Source organism: Amycolatopsis sp. NPDC102522, from assembly GCF_055584485.1.
On record NZ_JBVJLY010000008.1, the window covers coordinates 1 to 18,174 of the forward strand.

At 66.1% G+C, this 18,174-nt stretch carries 11 protein-coding genes and 1 pseudogene; 2 read left to right on the top strand and 10 right to left on the bottom strand.

Annotated elements, in window-relative coordinates; translation table 11 throughout:
• Positions 1–204 precede the first annotated feature (204 nt).
• From ACZ6YV_RS20115 to ACZ6YV_RS20145, 7 genes are all read right to left on the bottom strand, one after another.
• On the bottom strand, positions 205–1,293 hold the full coding sequence (locus ACZ6YV_RS20115; RefSeq protein ID WP_465511036.1) for an acetate/propionate family kinase: 1,089 nt from the start codon (positions 1,291–1,293) through the stop codon (positions 205–207).
• Positions 1,294–1,366: 73 nt separating this feature from the next.
• A complete protein-coding gene (locus ACZ6YV_RS20120) occupies positions 1,367–1,774 on the bottom strand; it encodes an Hsp20/alpha crystallin family protein (protein ID WP_465511037.1) in 408 nt (135 codons plus the stop codon).
• 115 nt (positions 1,775–1,889) lie between these two features.
• Positions 1,890–4,277, bottom strand: coding sequence for a phosphoketolase family protein (locus ACZ6YV_RS20125; RefSeq protein ID WP_465511038.1), 2,388 nt, complete (start codon positions 4,275–4,277; stop codon positions 1,890–1,892).
• Positions 4,274–5,173 carry a universal stress protein gene (locus tag ACZ6YV_RS20130; RefSeq protein ID WP_465511039.1) on the bottom strand — a complete coding sequence of 300 codons (900 nt, stop codon included), beginning with the start codon at positions 5,171–5,173 and terminating at the stop codon, positions 4,274–4,276. The genes ACZ6YV_RS20125 and ACZ6YV_RS20130 overlap by 4 nt, the downstream gene beginning before the upstream one ends.
• Entirely contained in the window at positions 5,170–5,772 is a 603-nt protein-coding gene (locus ACZ6YV_RS20135) for a CBS domain-containing protein (protein WP_465511040.1), read from the bottom strand. The genes ACZ6YV_RS20130 and ACZ6YV_RS20135 overlap by 4 nt, the downstream gene beginning before the upstream one ends.
• A gap of 15 nt (positions 5,773–5,787) precedes the next feature.
• A complete protein-coding gene (locus ACZ6YV_RS20140) occupies positions 5,788–6,690 on the bottom strand; it encodes a universal stress protein (RefSeq protein WP_465511041.1) in 903 nt (300 codons plus the stop codon).
• Entirely contained in the window at positions 6,674–7,198 is a 525-nt protein-coding gene (locus ACZ6YV_RS20145; protein ID WP_465511042.1) for a flavodoxin domain-containing protein, read from the bottom strand. Before ACZ6YV_RS20145 ends, ACZ6YV_RS20140 begins: the two co-directional genes overlap by 17 nt.
• Positions 7,199–7,456: 258 nt before the next feature.
• Here ACZ6YV_RS20145 and ACZ6YV_RS20150 point away from each other — a divergent pair, with 258 nt between their 5' ends.
• On the top strand, positions 7,457–7,774 hold the full coding sequence (locus ACZ6YV_RS20150; protein WP_465511043.1) for a hypothetical protein: 318 nt from the start codon (positions 7,457–7,459) through the stop codon (positions 7,772–7,774).
• A 78-nt stretch (positions 7,775–7,852) separates the two neighbouring features.
• Positions 7,853–8,026: pseudogene (locus ACZ6YV_RS20155) on the top strand (IS256 family transposase); the annotation flags it as partial.
• Between the two features lie 118 nt (positions 8,027–8,144).
• Here ACZ6YV_RS20155 and ACZ6YV_RS20160 read toward each other — a convergent pair.
• The 3 genes from ACZ6YV_RS20160 to ACZ6YV_RS20170 all read right to left on the bottom strand — a co-directional run bounded on the left by ACZ6YV_RS20160 (position 8,145) and on the right by ACZ6YV_RS20170 (position 18,144).
• Positions 8,145–8,306 (bottom strand): hypothetical protein, encoded by a 162-nt coding sequence (locus ACZ6YV_RS20160; protein ID WP_465511044.1) that lies wholly within the window; start codon positions 8,304–8,306, stop codon positions 8,145–8,147.
• A 66-nt stretch (positions 8,307–8,372) separates the two neighbouring features.
• Complete coding sequence (locus ACZ6YV_RS20165; RefSeq protein WP_465511045.1) at positions 8,373–16,670, bottom strand: SpvB/TcaC N-terminal domain-containing protein; 8,298 nt, start codon at positions 16,668–16,670, stop codon at positions 8,373–8,375.
• A 784-nt stretch (positions 16,671–17,454) separates the two neighbouring features.
• Positions 17,455–18,144, bottom strand: coding sequence for a nitroreductase (locus tag ACZ6YV_RS20170; RefSeq protein ID WP_465511046.1), 690 nt, complete (start codon positions 18,142–18,144; stop codon positions 17,455–17,457).
• Positions 18,145–18,174: the final 30 nt, after the last annotated feature.

An 18,174-nucleotide genomic window follows, 5' to 3' on the forward strand; every position in this document is an offset into this window, starting at 1 on the left:
ACCACACTCTCCTCTCCGCCCCGCACCGCTCACTCCAGTCGGACAGGGGGGTGTGTGGAAATAGGGACGTTGAGCGTCCCTATTTCCACACACCCCTCACCCTGAGTGACAACACGCGCCCTCGTCGACCCGACACCTCTGCCTTACCCCTCAATAGAACCCGAAACGCCACTCACGACCAGCCGTACCGACCGCGACCCCTTGCTAAACCTGCACTTCGGTGAGGGCGGTCTCGGCTTCGAGCGCCAATTCGACGTCCTCACCCGTACCGAGAGCGAACACCGTCACCGGCGCGCCTTCGGGGCTGATCGCCCGGTCTCCGTCGCCGAGACAACGCGTGGGAACGACGAAGATTCCGAGTACGCCAAGGCCCTCTGCCAGCCGACCGAGCAACTCGGGCCGGTGTTCGGTCACTCCTCCGGTGAACACGACCGCGTCCAGCCGGTCCAGGCTCACCGCCATGGCCCCGATCTCGCGGCGGATCCGGTGCAGATAGACGTCCATCGCGGCCACGGCATCGGGGTCTCCGGCGGCCTCCAAGGTGAGAACGGCACGGAGATCCCCGTTCGTCCCGGTCATGCCGGCGAGCCCGGAATGGTGGTAGAGCGCGTCTTCCATGTCATCGACCGACATCGGGGCCGTCCTCATGACGTGCAACAGCAGCCCCGGATCGACCGAACCGGACCTGGTCGCCATGGCGGGCCCCTCCAACGGTGTGAATCCCATCGTGGTGTCCAGGCTCCGTCCGCCCTGGATCGCGGTCACCGACACCCCTGCGCCGAGATGACAGCACAGCAGCCGGGGGAGTTCGACGTCGAGCAGTTCCGCGGTCCGGCGGGCCGCGTGTCCGCAGGACAGGCCGTGGAAGCCGTAGCGATGCAGCCTTCCCTGCGCGGTCCATTCCCTCGGGAGGGCGTACTGCGCGGCTTTCCGGGGAAGTCCGGTGTGGAATGCGGTGTCGAAGGCGGCTATCACCGGCAGCTTGGGGCGTTGCCGGAAGACCTCCCGTGCCATGGAGATCGCCTGTGGCTGGTGCAGCGGCGCGAGCGGACAAAGCCGTTCGAGTGCACCCAGCGTCTCCTGGTCGAGCCGGACCGGGCCGGACCGGGAGCCGCCGTGGACGAAACGGATCACGACCGCGTCCACAGTGGACCATCGGGCGAGTGCCTGCGCGGTCACGGAAGTCACGTCCGCTCCGGTGAGGTCTGACGACCACCATCCGACCGGAGTGCCACCGACCACCAAGGCGGTCTTCAGGCTCGAAGAGCCGGGATTCAGGGTCAAGACACGCATACCGACTCCTTCGAGCGCGGGAATGCCGGGCGGACGTGCCCTGGGGTGACACGTCCGCCCGGCCGTGAGAGGGTCAGCTCTTGCTGACCTTGATCTTCACCTGCTTCTCGTGCGGCTTGTCGGACAGCGGCATGGAGATCTCCAGGATGCCGTCCTTGTAGGCCGCCGCGACCTTGGTGGCGTCCGCACCGTGCGGCAGCGAAACCGTCCGGCTGAACTTGCCGTAGTAGAACTCGCTACGGCCGTGCTCGACCGTCTTGGCCTCGCGCTCAGCGCTGATCGTCAGCAGACCTTCGTGCGCGGTCACCGAGATGTTCTTTTCCGGGTCGAACCCCGGAAGCTCGGCCCGGATCAGGTACTTGCCGTCCTCCGCGGACTCCTCGACCCGAACCGGGTTGTGCTCCGAGAACGGCCACGGATTCTCCAGCCAGGCCGCGATGCTCGGCAGGGTCAGCCGGGGACCGGGAATGAGAGACGTCATTGCCTTGGTTCCTTTCCTCGCCGGGAAAACGTCACCTTCAGGTAACTCGTGTCGTGCCGAAACCGAAGCGGCCGGACTTCCTGACCGGATGGGCCGAAAGACCCTTCCGGGGAAATCAGGCTTCCCAGGACCAGTGTCGGATCTCCGGAAGATCCTCGCCGTGTTCGACGATCCATCGGCGATGCCGTTCCTGGGCATCGGTCATCCTCTGCCGCGTGCTACCCGCTCTGGCCAAGAGCCCGGGGACCCGGTCGATGACGTCGATCACGAGCTGGAAGCGGTCCATGCTGTTGCGTACCAGCATGTCGAACGGCGTCGTGGTGGTGCCACGCTCGATGTATCCGCGCACGTGGAGGTTGTCGTGATTCGTGCGCCGGTAGGCCAGGCGGTGGATCAGCCACGGATAGCCGTGGTAGGCGAAGATCACCGGCCGGTCGGCGGTGAACAGCGCGTCGAACTCGCGGTCTCCCATCCCGTGCGGATGCTCCGCCGCCGGTTGGAGCCGCATCAGGTCGACCACGTTGACCACCCGCAATGCGACCTCGGGGAGCAGCTCCCGCAGCAGTTTCGCCGCGGCGAGCACTTCGAGGGTCGGTGCGTCGCCCGCGCAGGCGAGTACGACGTCGGGCTCGCGCCCGGTATGCGTACCCGCCCAGTCCCAGATGCCGACACCACGGGCACAATGCACTGCTGCCTCGTCGTCGTCGAGCCAAACAGGACTGTCGTTCTTGCCCGCCACGATCACGTTGACGTAGTCCCTGCTCTTCAGGCAGTGCTCCGCGACATGCAGGAGTGTGTTCGCGTCCGGAGGCAAGTACACACGGACGACTTCCGCACTCTTGTTCGCCACGTGATCCACGAATCCCGGATCCTGATGTGAGAACCCGTTGTGGTCCTGACGCCAGACGTGAGAGGTCAGCAGGTAGTTCAGCGACGCCACCGGACGTCGCCACGGGATCTCCCGATGCACCTTCAGCCATTTGACATGCTGGTTGAGCATCGAGTCGATGATGTGCACGAACGCTTCGTAACATGAGAAAAGCCCGTGCCTGCCGGACAACAGATAGCCTTCGAGCCATCCCTGGCACAGGTGCTCGGACAGCACCTCCATGACCCGGCCGTCCGGAGCGAGATTCTCGTCGGTCGGTTCGATCTCTTCGGTCCAGGTCTTCGAGGTCACTTCGAACACCGCGTCGAGCCGGTTCGACGCGGTCTCGTCCGGCCCGAAGAGCCGGAAGTTCACGGCCTTCCGGTTCAGGGAGAACACATCTCGCAGATAGCGGCCCAGAACCCGGGTCGGCTCCGCCACTTCGACGCCCGGCCGCGTGACGGCGACGGCGTGAGCGGAGACCCGGGGCAGATTCAGCGGGCGCAAGGCCAGGCCGCCGTTGGCGTGCGGGCTCGAACCCATTCGCCGATCTCCCCGCGGTATCAGCGCGGTGACCTCGGCCGACGGCCTGCCGTCGGCGTCGAACAGCCTCTCAGGCCGATACGATCGGAGCCATTCTTCCAGCTGCAGCAGATGTTCCGGGTTCTTCCGGGCGTCGGGAATCGGTACCTGATGCGCCCGCCAAGTCCCTTCGACCGGCTTTCCATCCACAAAGGACGGACCGGTCCAGCCTTTCGGTGTCCGGAGCACGATCATCGGCCACCGGGGCCGGTCCCGCATCCGGCCGAGAGACCGCGCACGCACTTGGATCCCGTCGATCTCGTCGAGCGCGCCGTCGAGGGCCGCGGCCATGACCTGATGCAGGACGGCGGGGTCGTTCCCCTCCACGTACCTCGGCGCGTAGCCGTATCCCCGCAGGAGCTCGTCGAGCTCCGTCTGCGAAATCCGGGACAGCACGGTCGGGTTCGCGATCTTGTAGCCGTTCAGGTGCAGGATCGGCAGCACCGCACCGTCGCGTACGGGGTCGAGGAACTTCCCCGAATGCCAGGACGCGGCCAACGGGCCCGTCTCGGCCTCGCCGTCACCGATCACGCAGGCGACCAGCAGGTGCGGATTGTCGAAGGCCGCGCCGTGCGCGTGAGCGAGCGAGTAGCCGAGTTCGCCACCTTCGTGGATCGACCCCGGGACCTGAGGCGCGACATGACTGGGCACACCGCCCGGAAACGAGAACTGCCGGCAGAGCTTACGCAGCCCGGCCCCGTCGTAGGACACCTCGGGCCACGCCTCCGAATAGCTGCCCTCCAGCCAGGTGTGCGCGTACAGCGCGGGGCCTCCGTGTCCCGGCCCGGTGACGAACAACGCCTCCAGATTCCGCCGGACGATCGTCCGGTTGAGATGCGCGTAGACGAAGTTCAGCCCCGGCGACGTCCCCCAATGGCCGAGCAACCGCGGCTTGATGTGCTCCGGCTTCAACGGTTCGGTCAGCAACGGATTGTCCATCAGGTAGATCTGGCAGGCGGCGAGATAGTTCGCCGCCCGCCATTGAGCGTCCACTTGGGACTGCTCGGCCGCGGTCAGCACCGCGGCCTCCGCGGGGGCACCGAGCGCGGTCATTTCTCCTTCTCCGCGCGGACCACCATCACCGGGCATTCGGCGTGGTGAGCGAGTGCCTGACTGGTCGAGCCGAGCAGCTGTCCGGTGAACCCGCCGTGCCCGCGGCTGCCGACCAGGACCAGTTGCGCCTTCGTGCTCCATTCGAGCAGGGCGTGCCGGGGCTTGTCACGGACGAGTACTCGCTGGACCTCGACGTCCGGGTACTTCTCGCTCCAGCCCGCCAGGCGTTGCGCCAGCAGGAGCTTTTCCTCGTCCTCGATGGATTCCCATTGCACGACGAGCCTGGACATGCCGAAGGCGTCGTCGTAGGTGACGTCTCGCCACGCGTGCACGGCCACCAATCCGGTGTTCCGCCACGATGCCTCCTCGAAGGCGATCTCGACGGCACGCTCACTCAGCGGGCTGCCGTCGACGCCGACGACGACCGGCCCTTCCTTGGGGTAGGCGGCCGTTCCTTTCCTGCCGCGGATGACGACCACCGGACAGCGTGCGTGAGCGACGACCGTCGACGCGGTCGACCCGATTGTCATCTCGCTGAAGAATCCCCGCCCGGTACCGCCGACGACGACCATCGTCGCCTTCTTCGAGGCATCGATGAGGAACGGCACGGGCGAGTCCGCGGGCATGACCGTGTCCACGGTCACCCCCGGTGCGACGGCACGTACCTGCTGAACGACCTCGTCGATGATCCGCGTGCCTTCGCCTGCCAACACGTCGAACCACGGCGCCGGACCCGCCAGACCGCCTCCGTAGGCGAGCTGTTCGGCTCGCAGCGCGTGCACGATCAGCAATCCGAGCCCGCGCTGCTCCGCGACCATCGCCGCCCACCGGGCGGCCTCCCGCCCGGGTTCGGTCCCGTCCACCCCGACGACGATCTTCAGTCCTGTCGTGCTCATCGTTCGTCCTCCTGGTAGACCACTTTGGCTTCGACGACACCCGGAACGGCTTCGGCGAGCAGCTTCGCCACGTGCCGGTCGGTGTCGCTGTCGTATCGGTCGGCGATCCGGACCGCGCCGTCATCGACCTCGACGGTCCAGCGCCCGGGGCCCCCGTAGATTTCGAGGTGGTGGCGGACGTCGGCTTCGATGGCGACATCGGACCGCGCGAACGCCCGGACGAAGTCGCCCCGGGTGAGGATTCCGACCACCTTCGAGCCGTCCACCACGGGCATCGCGCGGATCCGCCCGTCCAGCAACGCCCTGCCGACCTCGGCGAGATCCGAACCCGCGCTCATCCCCGTCGCCGGTGACGTCATCACCCGGGCGACGATCACGCCCGGACGCGGACGCTCTTCGTGTTCCCGCGACCGGACGTCCCGGGGAAAACGGTCCCGGATCAGATCGGCCTCGGTCACGATGCCGACCAGCCGGTCGTCGTCGTCGACCACCGGCAACGCGGTGAAGCCCCTCTCCGCCAGCAACTCGGCCGCGTGTTTTGCCGTCGTCTCCGGCGTCACGGTGACGACAGGAGACGACATCAGGTCCCTTGCTCGCATCTTCCGCTCCTTGTCTCAGCCCGTGACCGCGGGGCGGACGACCGCCACCGGGCAACTCGAATGCGCCACCAGCGCCTGACTGGTCGAGCCGAGCAGCATGCCCTCGAAACCACCGCGCCCGCGGCAGCCGACGACCAGCAGCCGCGCCTGCTCGCCGAAGCCGAGCAGCGCACGCACCGGCCGATCACGGACGACCTCGATCGTCAGCGGTACTTCGGGGAACTTCTCCCGCCACGGCGCGAGCTGTTCCTCGACGGCCTTCCGCTCGGCGGCCTCGATCTCGGCGGGCCGGATCGCCAGAGGATGGGATCGCAGCGACTCGTGGTCGAAGATCTCGTTCCACGTCCGGACCACGGTCAGCTCCGCGCCACGAAGCATCGCCTCGTCGAACGCGAACGCAAGTGCGACCTCGCTTGCCGCCGACCCGTCGGTTCCGACGACGACCGGGCCGGTCTCGGGCGGTGCGTCGTCCGGCCGCTTGCCCCTGGCGACGACGATCGGGCAGTGACCGTGCTGTGCCAGCGCCACCGCGGTCGAACCGATGAGCAGACCGGTGAAACCACCGAGCCCCCGCGACCCGAGCACGATCATGCTCGCCGACAACGACTCCTGTATCAACGCGGCCACCGGACTCCACTCACGCGCCGCCGTCTCGACGACGAGATCCGGGTAACGGCCCGACACGGCGTCTTGCGCTTCCGTGAGCCACTCCTTGCCGCGGGACTCGAAACTCGTCCTGATCGCGTCGGTGGACGGCAGCACGACAGGCATCCGCACCTGCGGGATACCGTAGATGTGCACCAGCCGCAGACGCAGCCCGCGCCGCGCCGCCTCACCGGCCGCCCACACGGCGGCATGACGAGCCGATCCCGAACCATCGACCCCGACGACCACCGCGCCCTCAGCCACGCCCGACATGACCACTCCCATTCGTCGCTTTCAGCTGTGCGGCGATCTCCCCGGTCCAGTCCCTGACAGCCGTCCAATCCCGGTAGTCGCCGTCCTTGATCCGGAGCGCCGTGACCATCGCCCGCTCGGTGAACCGGAGCCGGCTCCGATCGATCCGGCCGGGGAAGACCCGGTGCCCGTGCGCCCCGGACCGCGTCACCAACCCGGCGACGTCCACGGGCTCGTCCGCGGGCCTCGGCGGCTCCCCTACCGGGCCACTCGAGAACAACCACACGTCCTTGTGACGCAGGACTTCGTGCCGCTCGATCAGCGTCTTCGCCCCGTCGAGCCAATGCCCCATGTACACGGCACTGCCCAGCAGCACCACGTCGTAGTCTTCGACCGAGACGACATCCTCGGCGAACAGCACCTCCACCACGGCTCGGGCGCCCAGTTCGGCGCCCAGACACCGGCCGATCTCATCGGCGATGTCCCGCGTCGCGCGATGGCGACTCGCGACCGCTACGAGGATCTTCATCTTCGCTCTCCTGTCTGGTCGCTTCCCAGCTTCGACCAGCGCGGGAGCACACGGGAGGGCCCGAAGTCCCGCCGACCCGGGCCGTGGGTCCCGCGCCACACGACGACGTCGGATCCGGCTTCATCGCGCTCCCGAGAACAGCGTGCGCGGACATGACACGACACCGGCGCCAGGGACGAAGGACATCGATCGTGCAGGCCTTGGTCCCTGGCGCCGCTCGCCGCAACCCGGGTTTCCTGGACACGGAGGTGCGTGACCATGTCCAGGACTCGCACGACGCTGGTGATCGTCTCTCTGGTCGCGTTACTGCTCGCGTCCTGCGCCGCCGGACCGAACACCCTGACACAGAGCGGAACGCAGGCGTTCCCGGGCTTCTGGACGGGCGTGTGGCACGGTCTGATCTTCCCGGTCACGTTCGTCATCTCGCTGTTCAACGACAACGTCGGCGTGTACGAGGTGCGGAACAGCGGCAGCTGGTACGACTTCGGCTTCCTCATCGGCGTGATGATCATCTTCAGCGGCGGTGGTCATGCCGGCAGCAGGACCGGTTCCGCGGCCAGGAACCAACGGTCATGACGCGGCTCCCTTCGCTCGGGCCGGTGATACGTACCGGTTCTCCCTCCCGGACGAACCCTCCGGTCTCCGGGGCGTGAATCCCGGCACCGCGGACACTTCGACAGCGACACCGCCGCGACAAAACTGCTCTACCTCGGACTCCGCAACATCACCAGCAACCGAGGCGGACCATCAGGAACCGGAACCCGAGGCTGGAAACAAGCACTAAACACCCTCGCCGCACTCTTCCCCGACCGCCTGCCACTCCACTAGAATCAGAGAAGAAATCATCCGTGGCTTACACGGAAATCATGACAGGGCCCGCGTTCATGCGTGCATCCGGACACCGGTCACCGGTCAGTACGGTGGTGATCCCGGCGCTACCGAAGATCTAGTCGATCAGCGCGGCGTATTTCGCGTCGCGGTCGCGGATGAGGAACTTGATCCGCGCGAGGCCGTCGGCGTCCTCCAGGTCCATGAACAGGTTGCGGACGGCCTGCCACACGCCAGCCAGGGTGACGGTCTCGATGAAGTCCATCGCCAAGACCGCCACGCCTTCACGGTTTTCAGGGTTTGCGTGTGACCGAACAGATTCCGCCCAAGGACCTTCCGTCATAAGTCAGCATGACTGTACGTTCCCTTGATTACAACGGGGAATCGGTGGCGGCTGCTGAATTACACCAGCCTCCACAAGCTTCCCATGATTCAACCAGATCTCTTTATTGAAGATCTCCGGGGTGATCTCGATGTCGCCGTACTTATTACGGAGATCAATACCAAATTGAACTGCGGCCTGGTCCGCAGGATCAGTCTTATGGTCACCCTCTTTGCGATCGGCCCAGTCGGCGCCTTCGGTCAGCTCGATCGCGGTAAACCCGGCGGCAGTACCAACGTATCCAAAGTGAATGTTAGACCAGGCATCGTTTCTCAAATAGCCATCGTATTCTTCAGGCGCATCTCGATCATATCCGAGATCTTTGTAAATCGTCTTCTTGTGATCCCACGGAGCGTCCGTCTTCACGAGGTTAATGAATTTCTCGTAGGCCTCCATCTTGGTTGCGGTAGCACTCTCAGGAGTAACAGGGCAAAATCTACATAGTTTACCCGCATTTAATTGCCGCAGCTCAGCTACATCTGACCCCTTGGCGTTTTTATTCATCTCACTCGTCATATAGCCCAGAAGCATCTGATAGTTCTCTGGCGACCTGCCGGTGGGGTCGGTCAGCTTGACGGGGTTGTTGTGAACGTAGGTGTGAGTGGCGAGGTTACGGGGGTTGCCGACGCCACCTGCGAGGTTTGAATCGAGGTAGTCAGGCAGCGCTGGATCCGCGCTCGCCCAGAGTTGCGTTCTCGGGTTGTAGTAGCGGGCGCCGTGGTAGTAGAGACCGGTTTCCTCGTCGAGTTCCTTGCCGGTGAACTTGTACGGCGTACCGCCTTGGCCGGTTTGCTCCTCCACCCAAGTTTCACCGAAGGGCATGTACTCGAGGTGTTCGGTGACGTTGCCTTGCCTGTCGGTGACGTAGCCGGACGAGCCAAGGTGATCGGCGTGGAAGTAGGACTGGGTGTTCTCAGGGCCGCTGGGGGCGACGGTCTTGGTGGTGAGGCGGCTGTCTCCGATGAAGATGTGCTTGAAGCCGATGCCGTCACGCTCGCTGTAGCCGCGGTTGGGGTAGAGGGATTGGCCGTCGCCCTGTTTGATGACGCGTTCGCCGACCGCGTCATAGGTGTAGCCGACGGTGGGGGCGGCGCAACCCGCCGGCGTTTGAGGGACCGTCGCCGTGGCGGTGTCCTGGTTGCAGACGAGCCGGTTCTCCTCGTCCCACACGTACTGGCGCCGTTTGGTCTCGCCTGCCGCGGTGTTCACCGTGTCGGTGAGGTTGCCGCTCGCGTCGTAGGCCTGGTTGGTCGGGCCGACCTTGCTCGGTACGTGCGGTTTTCCACTGCCGTAGTCGTACTTGTAGTCGTAGCTGGTCTTGTCCTGGACCCCGGCGGAGTTGACCGGGTCCTCGACCGGCTCGATCGGTCCGACCGACAGCGGGCCCAGTGACACCGGGCTCCCCCCGCCGCCGTGGTTCAGGGAAGCCACTTGAGCGGACGGGGTCGAGGTGCCGGTGATCTCGTGGTGCTGGGTTTTGCTGGTGGTGTTGTGGATGGAGTCGTAGCCCAGCGCCAGGGTGTACTTGTCCTGCTGGTTGCTCTTCGTCGTGTACTGGCCGCTGGCGGAGGTGAGCTGGTAGAGGTCGTCGTAGCCGAAGGTCTGACTGCTCGGACCACCGATCGTCGGGTTCTGCGCCGTGCTGTTGGCCAGCTTCGTGATGTTGCCGACGTTGTCGTAGGTGTATCCGAGGTTCTGGAACTCGGTGGCACCCGGTGTCTTCGACTTCAGCGTGGCGAGCCTTCGGTCGGCCTGGTCGTACGTGTAGGTCGTGCGCACCCCGTTACCGGCCTGCTGCAGCACCTTCTGGCCGAACTTGTCGTAGTCCAGGCGACCGAGGTAGAGGTAATCGGTGCCGTTCTTGGCCCCGGAGGCGCGGGTGACCTCGCCACCGCTGTCGTAGTCGTAGCGGAGAACCTCACCGTCCGGGTAGGTCATCTGCAGCACGCGGTTGAACGCGTCGAAGCGCCATCCGGTGGTGTAACCGCGATCCGCCTGTCCGGCGATCTTGATGGTGCGGGTTTCCCGGGTGGTCTCGCCCAACGGGCCATAACCGCGGGTGAGGGTCCCGGCCGCGTCGCGGATCTCGGTGATCCGTCCGGCGGCGTTGTCCGGCGCACCGGGTGCGCCGTGGGTGTAGGTGACGTTGTTGGCCGGGAAGGTCGGGTAGCGGACCGCGGTGAGGCGGCTGTGGTCGTAGTCGTACTCGACCTGCTTGCCGCCGGCGGTGATCTTCGCCGTCGGGTTGCCGGCCAGGTCGAACCGGGTTTCGGTGCGTCCCGCGTCGGGGCTGTCGAGCGCAGTGCGGCGGCCGAGGGAGTCGTACTCGGAGCGGGTGGTGTTGTTCTTGTCGTCCACCACGGTGGTGATCTGCCCGAGCGCGTCGTAGCCGTAGCTGGTCCAGATCACCGGCTGCCCACTCGCCGCATTGAACTCCTTGACCGCGGTGGTCTTCTCCCGCAGGTCGGTGTAGCCGCGCTTCTGTTTGCCGTTGCCGTCGGTCGCGATGGTTTCGAACCGGGCGACACCGGCGCGGTCAGGGCCGAATCCATAGGCCATGGCGGTCGTGACCTCGTCCGGTGCGACCGTCTTGACCGGCCGGTCCAGCACGTCGAACCAGGCCCGGGTGGGCGCCACGGTGTCGAAGGCGGCATTGAACCTCGTGTTGCCGTCGCCCTTGGGCTCGGTCACGGGGTGGTACTGCTCCACCACGCGGCCGAGGAAGTCGAACTTGGTGCGCCCGGACACGGTCATGACCTGTTCGGGTGTGTCACCGGGATTGTTCGCGACCGACGCGTCCTTCTTCGTCTGCAGGACGCGCTTGAGACCGTCGGTGAAGGTGACCGTGTCGATGGTGTCCTCACGGACTCCGGTGGCGTCGCGATCAAGGTGACGCGTGGTGGCGTACGGAACGGTGGCTTCGGGGTGATAGTCGAAGTCGATCGTGGCCTTGCCCGACCCGATCTCGTACGGTCCGGTGACCGTGTCCAGCCGACCCACGCTGTCGTAGGAGCGCAGCACCTGCTGGCCGTTCTGATCGGTGGTGCGGTCCGGTTGCCCGTATTTCAGGTTGTGCGTCGCGCCCGACCGCAGTCCGAAGTTGTCGGTGATGGATTCGATGTGGACACCGACGACGGTGTCGTAGCCGTAGTCCAACCGGGACCGCTGACCGGTCCTGTTGGCAGGCTTGGTGACCGACTTCAGGTTCCCGTCCGGGAAATACTCAAGATCGATATCAGCCGAGGTGGTGTCCGTGAGGTACGCACGGACTTGCCGCACCGTACCGGTCACGCAGTCCACCGTGGATTCGCTATGCCGCGACACGGCGCCGCCGGCGGTGCCGCGCTGTTTGTGCAGGTTGGCGGTTCCGACGAGGTTGCGCGCCCGGCAGGCCGGGTCGGATGCGGTGTAGCCATAGGTGGTCTCCACGTCGTCGGCGGCGCCTTCGTCGGCGGCGTCGAACGAGCGGATCAGGTTGCCGAAGTCGTCATACGACATTTCGGTATAGGTGGACTTGCCGGGACTCTCGGCGCCTTCGTAGAAGCGTTTGTCCACCCGGGACAATGCGGCGAACGCACTGCCCGGTGCGGTGTCGCGGAGCTGATAGGTGTTGACGGTTTCAGTGAAGGGCCGCCCCGCACCGTCGGCGGAGAGGGTGCGGGCCAGCAACCCGCGGGTATACGGGCCGTCGGTGCGGTACTCGTCAGTGGTCGAGCGATAGAGGGCATCAGCCGCACCGGGGTCGCGCTGTTCGGTGACAACCTTGCCGAAGCCGTGGAACTCGCGTTCGAGCCGGTCGTACTTCCCCTGTTCGTAGCGATAGGTGGCGAGCTGGGTGTCGGCGCCGTCGCCGCGATGACCGTCGGACACACTGGTGCGGGACAGCACCCAGTGGGACTCGGGCATCGCCTGAGTGTTGCCGGTACGGGTGTAGTCCAGATCGACCCTCCCGCCCAACGGCCGCGTCACCGTGCGGAGCAGGTTCGTGCGGCCGGTTTTGTTGACCGCGACCAGCAGCTCGTTGTCCCGGGTGGATTTGACGTGGTCGGCCAGGCCGTCGCCGTTGATGTCACGCAGGCCGATCTCGGCGCGGCCGATGCCGGTGGAGGCGTTGACGCCGGGGTTGAACACGAACGTGCCGATCGGGGTGGGGACAGGGAACGTGAAGTAGACGCCCGCGCCGAGGGTGGCGTTCTTGTCCACGGCGATGTCGGTGAAGCTGCCGCGGAACGGAGTGGGCGGGGTGAAGCCGGTGCCGGTGTTGATGGCCACCTTGATCGGATTGGCGCCATCGGTGAAGACGCGGTCGGTGAGACCGTCGCCGTTGACGTCGAGCATGCTCGCGTTGGTGATCGAAGTGCCCAGTTCGGCGGACAGTCCCCCGGCGAAGCCGTAGTTGTCGACGTTGAAACCGAGGTTGACGCCGAGGTTGCGAGTTGACGCGTCGTTGATCGGCCCCGCCGACCAGGGTTCCTTGGCGGCGAAGCTGTAGCCGAGGTTGAGTTGGACGTCGCCGTTGGCGAAGACCTTGTCCGGCAGACCGTCCCCGTTGATGTCGACGAGGTCGACGCGAGTGTCGGACTCGCCGCCGCCGACGCTGCCACCGATCCCGAGTGCCGGTTGGACCGGGCCGGAGGTGGCGGTGTTGTTGCTGCTCCCGGCTTCCGGAGCGGCCAGGCCCTGTGCGCTGGCAACGGTGGCCGACTCACTGCCGGCGGAGTAGGACACGTTGCCGGACAAGTTGTCGGACTCGCGGACGTTGCCGCCGAGAGTGCCGCGCCGGGCGCCGAGCCCGCCGTCGGCGTCGGTGAACTGGATCTCCTTGGCGCCGACGACATCGGGAAAGCGGTCACCGTTGAGGTCGACGTAGTCGACGGAACCCGCGGTGATCCCACCGACGACCGTGCCCCCGAACGGACCGGCGGACAGCGTGCCGGACACCTGACCGGTCACGCCGCGACGCATCACCGTGCGGTCACCGGCGACATCGGCGTCGGTGACCACGTCGATGGTGTCCGCGCCGAGCCGGGAACTGGTCGCCATGGTGGCGGTGAACCAGGACGACTCGTCCTGCGCGGCCCAGCCACCCTTGGCCGGGTTCGGAGCGAAGATCGCCAGCCGGGGCATGGCGATCCGGGGATTCGCGGCGAACCCCGGGATGTCGGCTTCCTTGGGTTCCTTCGGAAGGGCGTTCTTGAAGCTCTGGTCGATCGCGAGCTCGGCCTGCTTGATGGGCTGGGTGGCGCGGTCGCGGTTGGCCTGGTAGCCGATCACACCCCAGCCGCGGTAAGGCTGCGGGAACGCACCCTGCTGAGCGGAGCCGTGCGCCGCGCTCGGCGCCGGGCTGAACGTCGGCCAGGGGGACGAGAGGTCGTAGGTGACCTTCGCGGACTGTTCGGCGACCAAGCCGAACAGGTTGGAATCCGTTGTGGAGTGGTCGAAATACAGCTCGTCGCCTTGGGTGACCGGGACGACCACGTCAAGGTCCTGGCCGGGTGAGCCGTACTGCCCGTTGACGATGTCGACGACCCGCTTGCCCAGCAGTTGCCCGCCGCGTTTCTTGATGGTGAACGCGATCTTGGTCGCCCCGGTCAGGCCGAAGTTGAGCTTCACGCCCGGCCGGACCCGCAGCTTGCCGGTCTTCGTCACCTTGTAGGTCTGCTGCGGCGCCGCGAGGGTGTCGGCGGGGTACATGTCCACGTCGAACGGCGGGCTGATCACCAGGGACGGCTGCCCCTTGTCGTCGACCAGCGACTCCACCCCCGGCGCCTCCGTGTAGTGCGCCTTCGGTACCCAGGACACCGCGGAAACGTCGATCGAGGAGTCGGCCTTGATATGCCATGACATCTTCTCGAACTGGCTGACCGGGAGGCTCATGTCGATCTTGGTGGTCCCGGTCGAGTCAGCAGGCAGAACCTTGCGATACACCTCCGCCGGAGCGTGCACCCCGTTGCCCTTCGTGATCACCACGGTCACGTCGTCCGAGGTCGCCTTGCTCTTGACCACGTCGCCGGTCAGCTGAAGCTTGCCGGTCACCGGCACCATCACCTGCGACGAGCGGCCGCCGAGCGTGAAGTCCGCCGACGCACGGAACACCGTGTTCGCCAGCCCGTTCACGTCCGTACCGGCCGCCAGGTCGGTGTAGGTGATCGCCGGATCCCACGCCACCGTGTCGTACTTTCCGTCCAGAATGGACTGTGTGCGGAAGTAGAGCGCGTCGCCCTTCTTCACCGCGATCGCCGACACATTGGCCGGGGTGAACTCGGTGTGGTCGTCCGGGCCGATTCGTTGCGCCCAGAGTTCGGTGTCCTTGGCCTGGATGGTGACCCGCACACCGTCGGCTTTGGTGTACGCGGCGCGCGCGGGCGAGGGGTCCACGGTCAGTTGCACCCGGCCGTCGACGCGGACGGTGCCGTCGAACGGCGCGACCCAGCGGCGCACCGAGTCCAGCAGCGGCGAGTTGTCGACCTGCTGGTTGAACTGCGCGGTCTGGTCACCGACGATCTCGCCGGTCACCGCGCCACCGCCGACCGGCACCGGGGTGCGGGTGGAATCCGCGCTGTAGGCGGGCTGCCCGTTGGCGTCCAGGTAGCCGAACAACACGCCGCCGTTGTTGACCAGGTCGGTGATGCCGTCACCGTTGACGTCGCTGAAGAACCGATCCGACGTGGTCGTGGTCCCCACGAAGTCCAGCTGCGCGGCGATGGCGGCGACGAACGCCTCGACACCGATCGTGCCCGACAACGTCCGCTCGGTCGAGATCCCCGGGAGGTCGCGCAACCTGATCGGCGTGTCACCGAACTTCGGCTCACCCCCCGGAGTGCTCAGATTGGGGCGGTAGTACACGTCGTTGTTCTTGCGGAAGACCTTGTCCGGCAGGTTGTCGCCGTTCACGTCCACCAGCGCCGACAGTCCGTCGGACTGGCCGGCGTTGAACCCGACCTTCAGCCCGACGCCACCCTGCTTGACCGGCAGACCCTGCACGTTGTAGCCGGCGAACAAGTGCGCACCGAACCCGACGGAGGTGTTCGCCGAGATCGCACTCGCCTCGCCTTCACGGATGTTCACGCCCAGGTCGTCATCCGGGACCGACCAGCCGGCGGCGTCAGCGAACCCGGTGTAGTTGCCCGCCTGGTCACGCACCTCGTCGAAATAGTCGAACGAGTGGGTGTTGAACAGCTTATTGTCCTCACCGAACTGAGACACCGACGCCAGCAACGTCTTCGCGAACGCGCCTGCCCGGTAGTTCAGCTCGTAGGCCCGGATCAGCTGGTCGTCGAGTTTGACCTCGACCCGCCGCAGCAGGTCCGCGGTCACCTTCTTGAACCCGCCACGAGCGTCGATCTGCACATCGCCGCGCCGCGCCTCACCCCGGTCACGGTCCCGCAAGAACGTCACCGAGTATTTGCCCTCGGTCGCACCGTGACCGGTGTAGGTGATCCGCCGCGGGTACAGGTTGCTGCCCGGCACCGTCGACTTCTCGGTCCCGCCGTCGTCCACCCGGGCATAGTGATAGCGCAGCACGTTGTCGTTGGTGTCACGGACCTCGCGTGCCGCCCACGTCGCCACACGACCCGAGGCATCGGTCAACGTGGTGTTCTCCGCACCGCCGAACACAGTACGAGTGCCCGACTTGTCAGTGACCTCCCACCAGTAGTTCGCTGGCTTGTCCCCATGGCGCACGATCCGATCGAACCGGCTCTCCACCCTCGCGTGGAACACCTTCTCCGCCGTCCGGGCCTGCAACGCACCCCGATGGGCCACCGGCGTCAACTGCTCACCGCCCAGCACATACGTCTCGGTCTCCAGCCCGGCGTCAAAGCGCGGCACCCCCCAACGGGTGTCCACCGAGATGGACGGCATGGAGACGTCCCACCCAACGCCCAGCCAGCCGTTCGCACCTCCGGAGCTGTACGACACCGCCAGTTTCGGCTCCAGGCCCGCTCTCCCTTTGGGTACCTCCAGCGGATACGACATCCGGGCATCGCCCATGGAGTTCGCCGTCGGTGGCCCGATCAGGTTCACCCCGGCCCCCGGATCAGCTGCCTTGATGTCCTTGATCTGATTCGGATCGAACGCCGTTCCCTCCGGATGCTCGGGAGCCGTCACCGCGCCGTCCGCACCCGAAGCCAGCCCCGCCTCACGCACCGAGGCAGGCGGACCCGCACTCGGGACGGCCATCGCCACCAACGCCAGTAACAACACGACCACCACGGCCTTGTGGCGATGACGAACCGGACGATCCCACGCGAAGGCAGACATGCCCCCGACCCCCTCTGGATCAACGGATTCGGCTATCGGGTCCCGGCAAAGAGCGACATTCCTTGTCGCGCGCGGGATCGAGCGGTGACTTGTGTGACGAAGACATTCGATCGAATAGTCGAAACGAACTAGTGCATTCGGGCGAACTTCCCCCGCCGAGATCAGCCATAATCCCTGCAAAGCCGAGACTTCGATCTCCGGCGACGCTATCGGTGGCTCATTAAATTTCGATGAAACGCCTGTTTTTGACACAAGAACTACCTGCGGCCCGACCAGACAACCACGCTCAACCGTCTCCCTCGCTGGCTGCCTCGACCAAGTGCGGCGAGCCGCCATCGTCAACCAGGCCCGAGGCCGAGCCGTTCCCACACCACTTCGCAGACCAGCGCAGGAAGGGCGGGACGCGTCATCGTCACCGAACTGCGGATCACCTCGAAGCTCCCGCCTGCCTGCTCTCCGGAGCGAGCCCGGTTCGCAGCGAGTTGTCCGGTCGCGGCCGCCGACGACGGTTCGTGGCGGTCGGAATTTCAGCCTCCCGAAGTCGATGCGGCCGGTCTCGCGCGCGACGGCCTGTCCGGAGAACAAGGTGCGGTTCTGAGAGAACGGCGCGACCCCGCGGGTGAACGCCGAGACCGACCGCGGGTTTGACCGCATCGCGCTCGACTTCACCGCGCCGCCCGGAAGTGTCCCGAGTGGACAGTCGGAGTGCGACCGTCTCTCGTTGACCGGTCCAGATCCACACTACGACCAGCCCGGGTATCGACAACGTCGATGGTCACTACACCTAGGCGTGAAATGCTGTGGTCGCCTCGAGCGCGGCTCGCCCGGTCGTGACCTGATTTACCGGCGCGGTCTCGTCGGCGTAGCCGAAGGAGATGCCCAGGAGCAGCTTTCCCGCAGTGACACCGAGTTCCCCACGGACAGTGTCGGCGTAGAAGCTCAGCAAGCCCTGCGGGCAGCTGGCCACGCCGTACGCGGTCATCGCCAGGAGCAACGTCTGCATGTAGGCGCCGACGTCCGCCGCCAGTCGCGGCCCGCCGTCACCGGTGACGAACAGGAACGCGGCGTGTGGCGAGCCGTAGAAACGCAGACTCTCCGCGTCATAAGCCGCACGCGCCGCCGAGTCGTCCGAGGCTATGCCCAACGCCCCGTACAGCTCCGCGCCGAACACGGCCCGGCGCGCGTGATGCACTTCTGAATACATGTCCTCGGAGTACGGGAAGTCCACCGAGATGCGCTTCTCGGCGTGGGCCGCCTGCAAGGCATTCGCCAGGCGCTCACGCGCCGCGCCGCTCGCCACCTCCACCTGCCATGGCTGCGCGTTGGAATTGGACGGTGCGGCACCGGCCAGCGAGAAGATCGCACGCATGGTGTCCTCAGGCACCGCTTCGGGACGGAAAGCGCGCGTCGCGTGACGACCGCTTATCAGCTTCTCCGCGCTGTACTTCAGCTCGACAGGGACCGACACGCTCATGAAACACTCCTCAACGGCAACTTAGGTAAA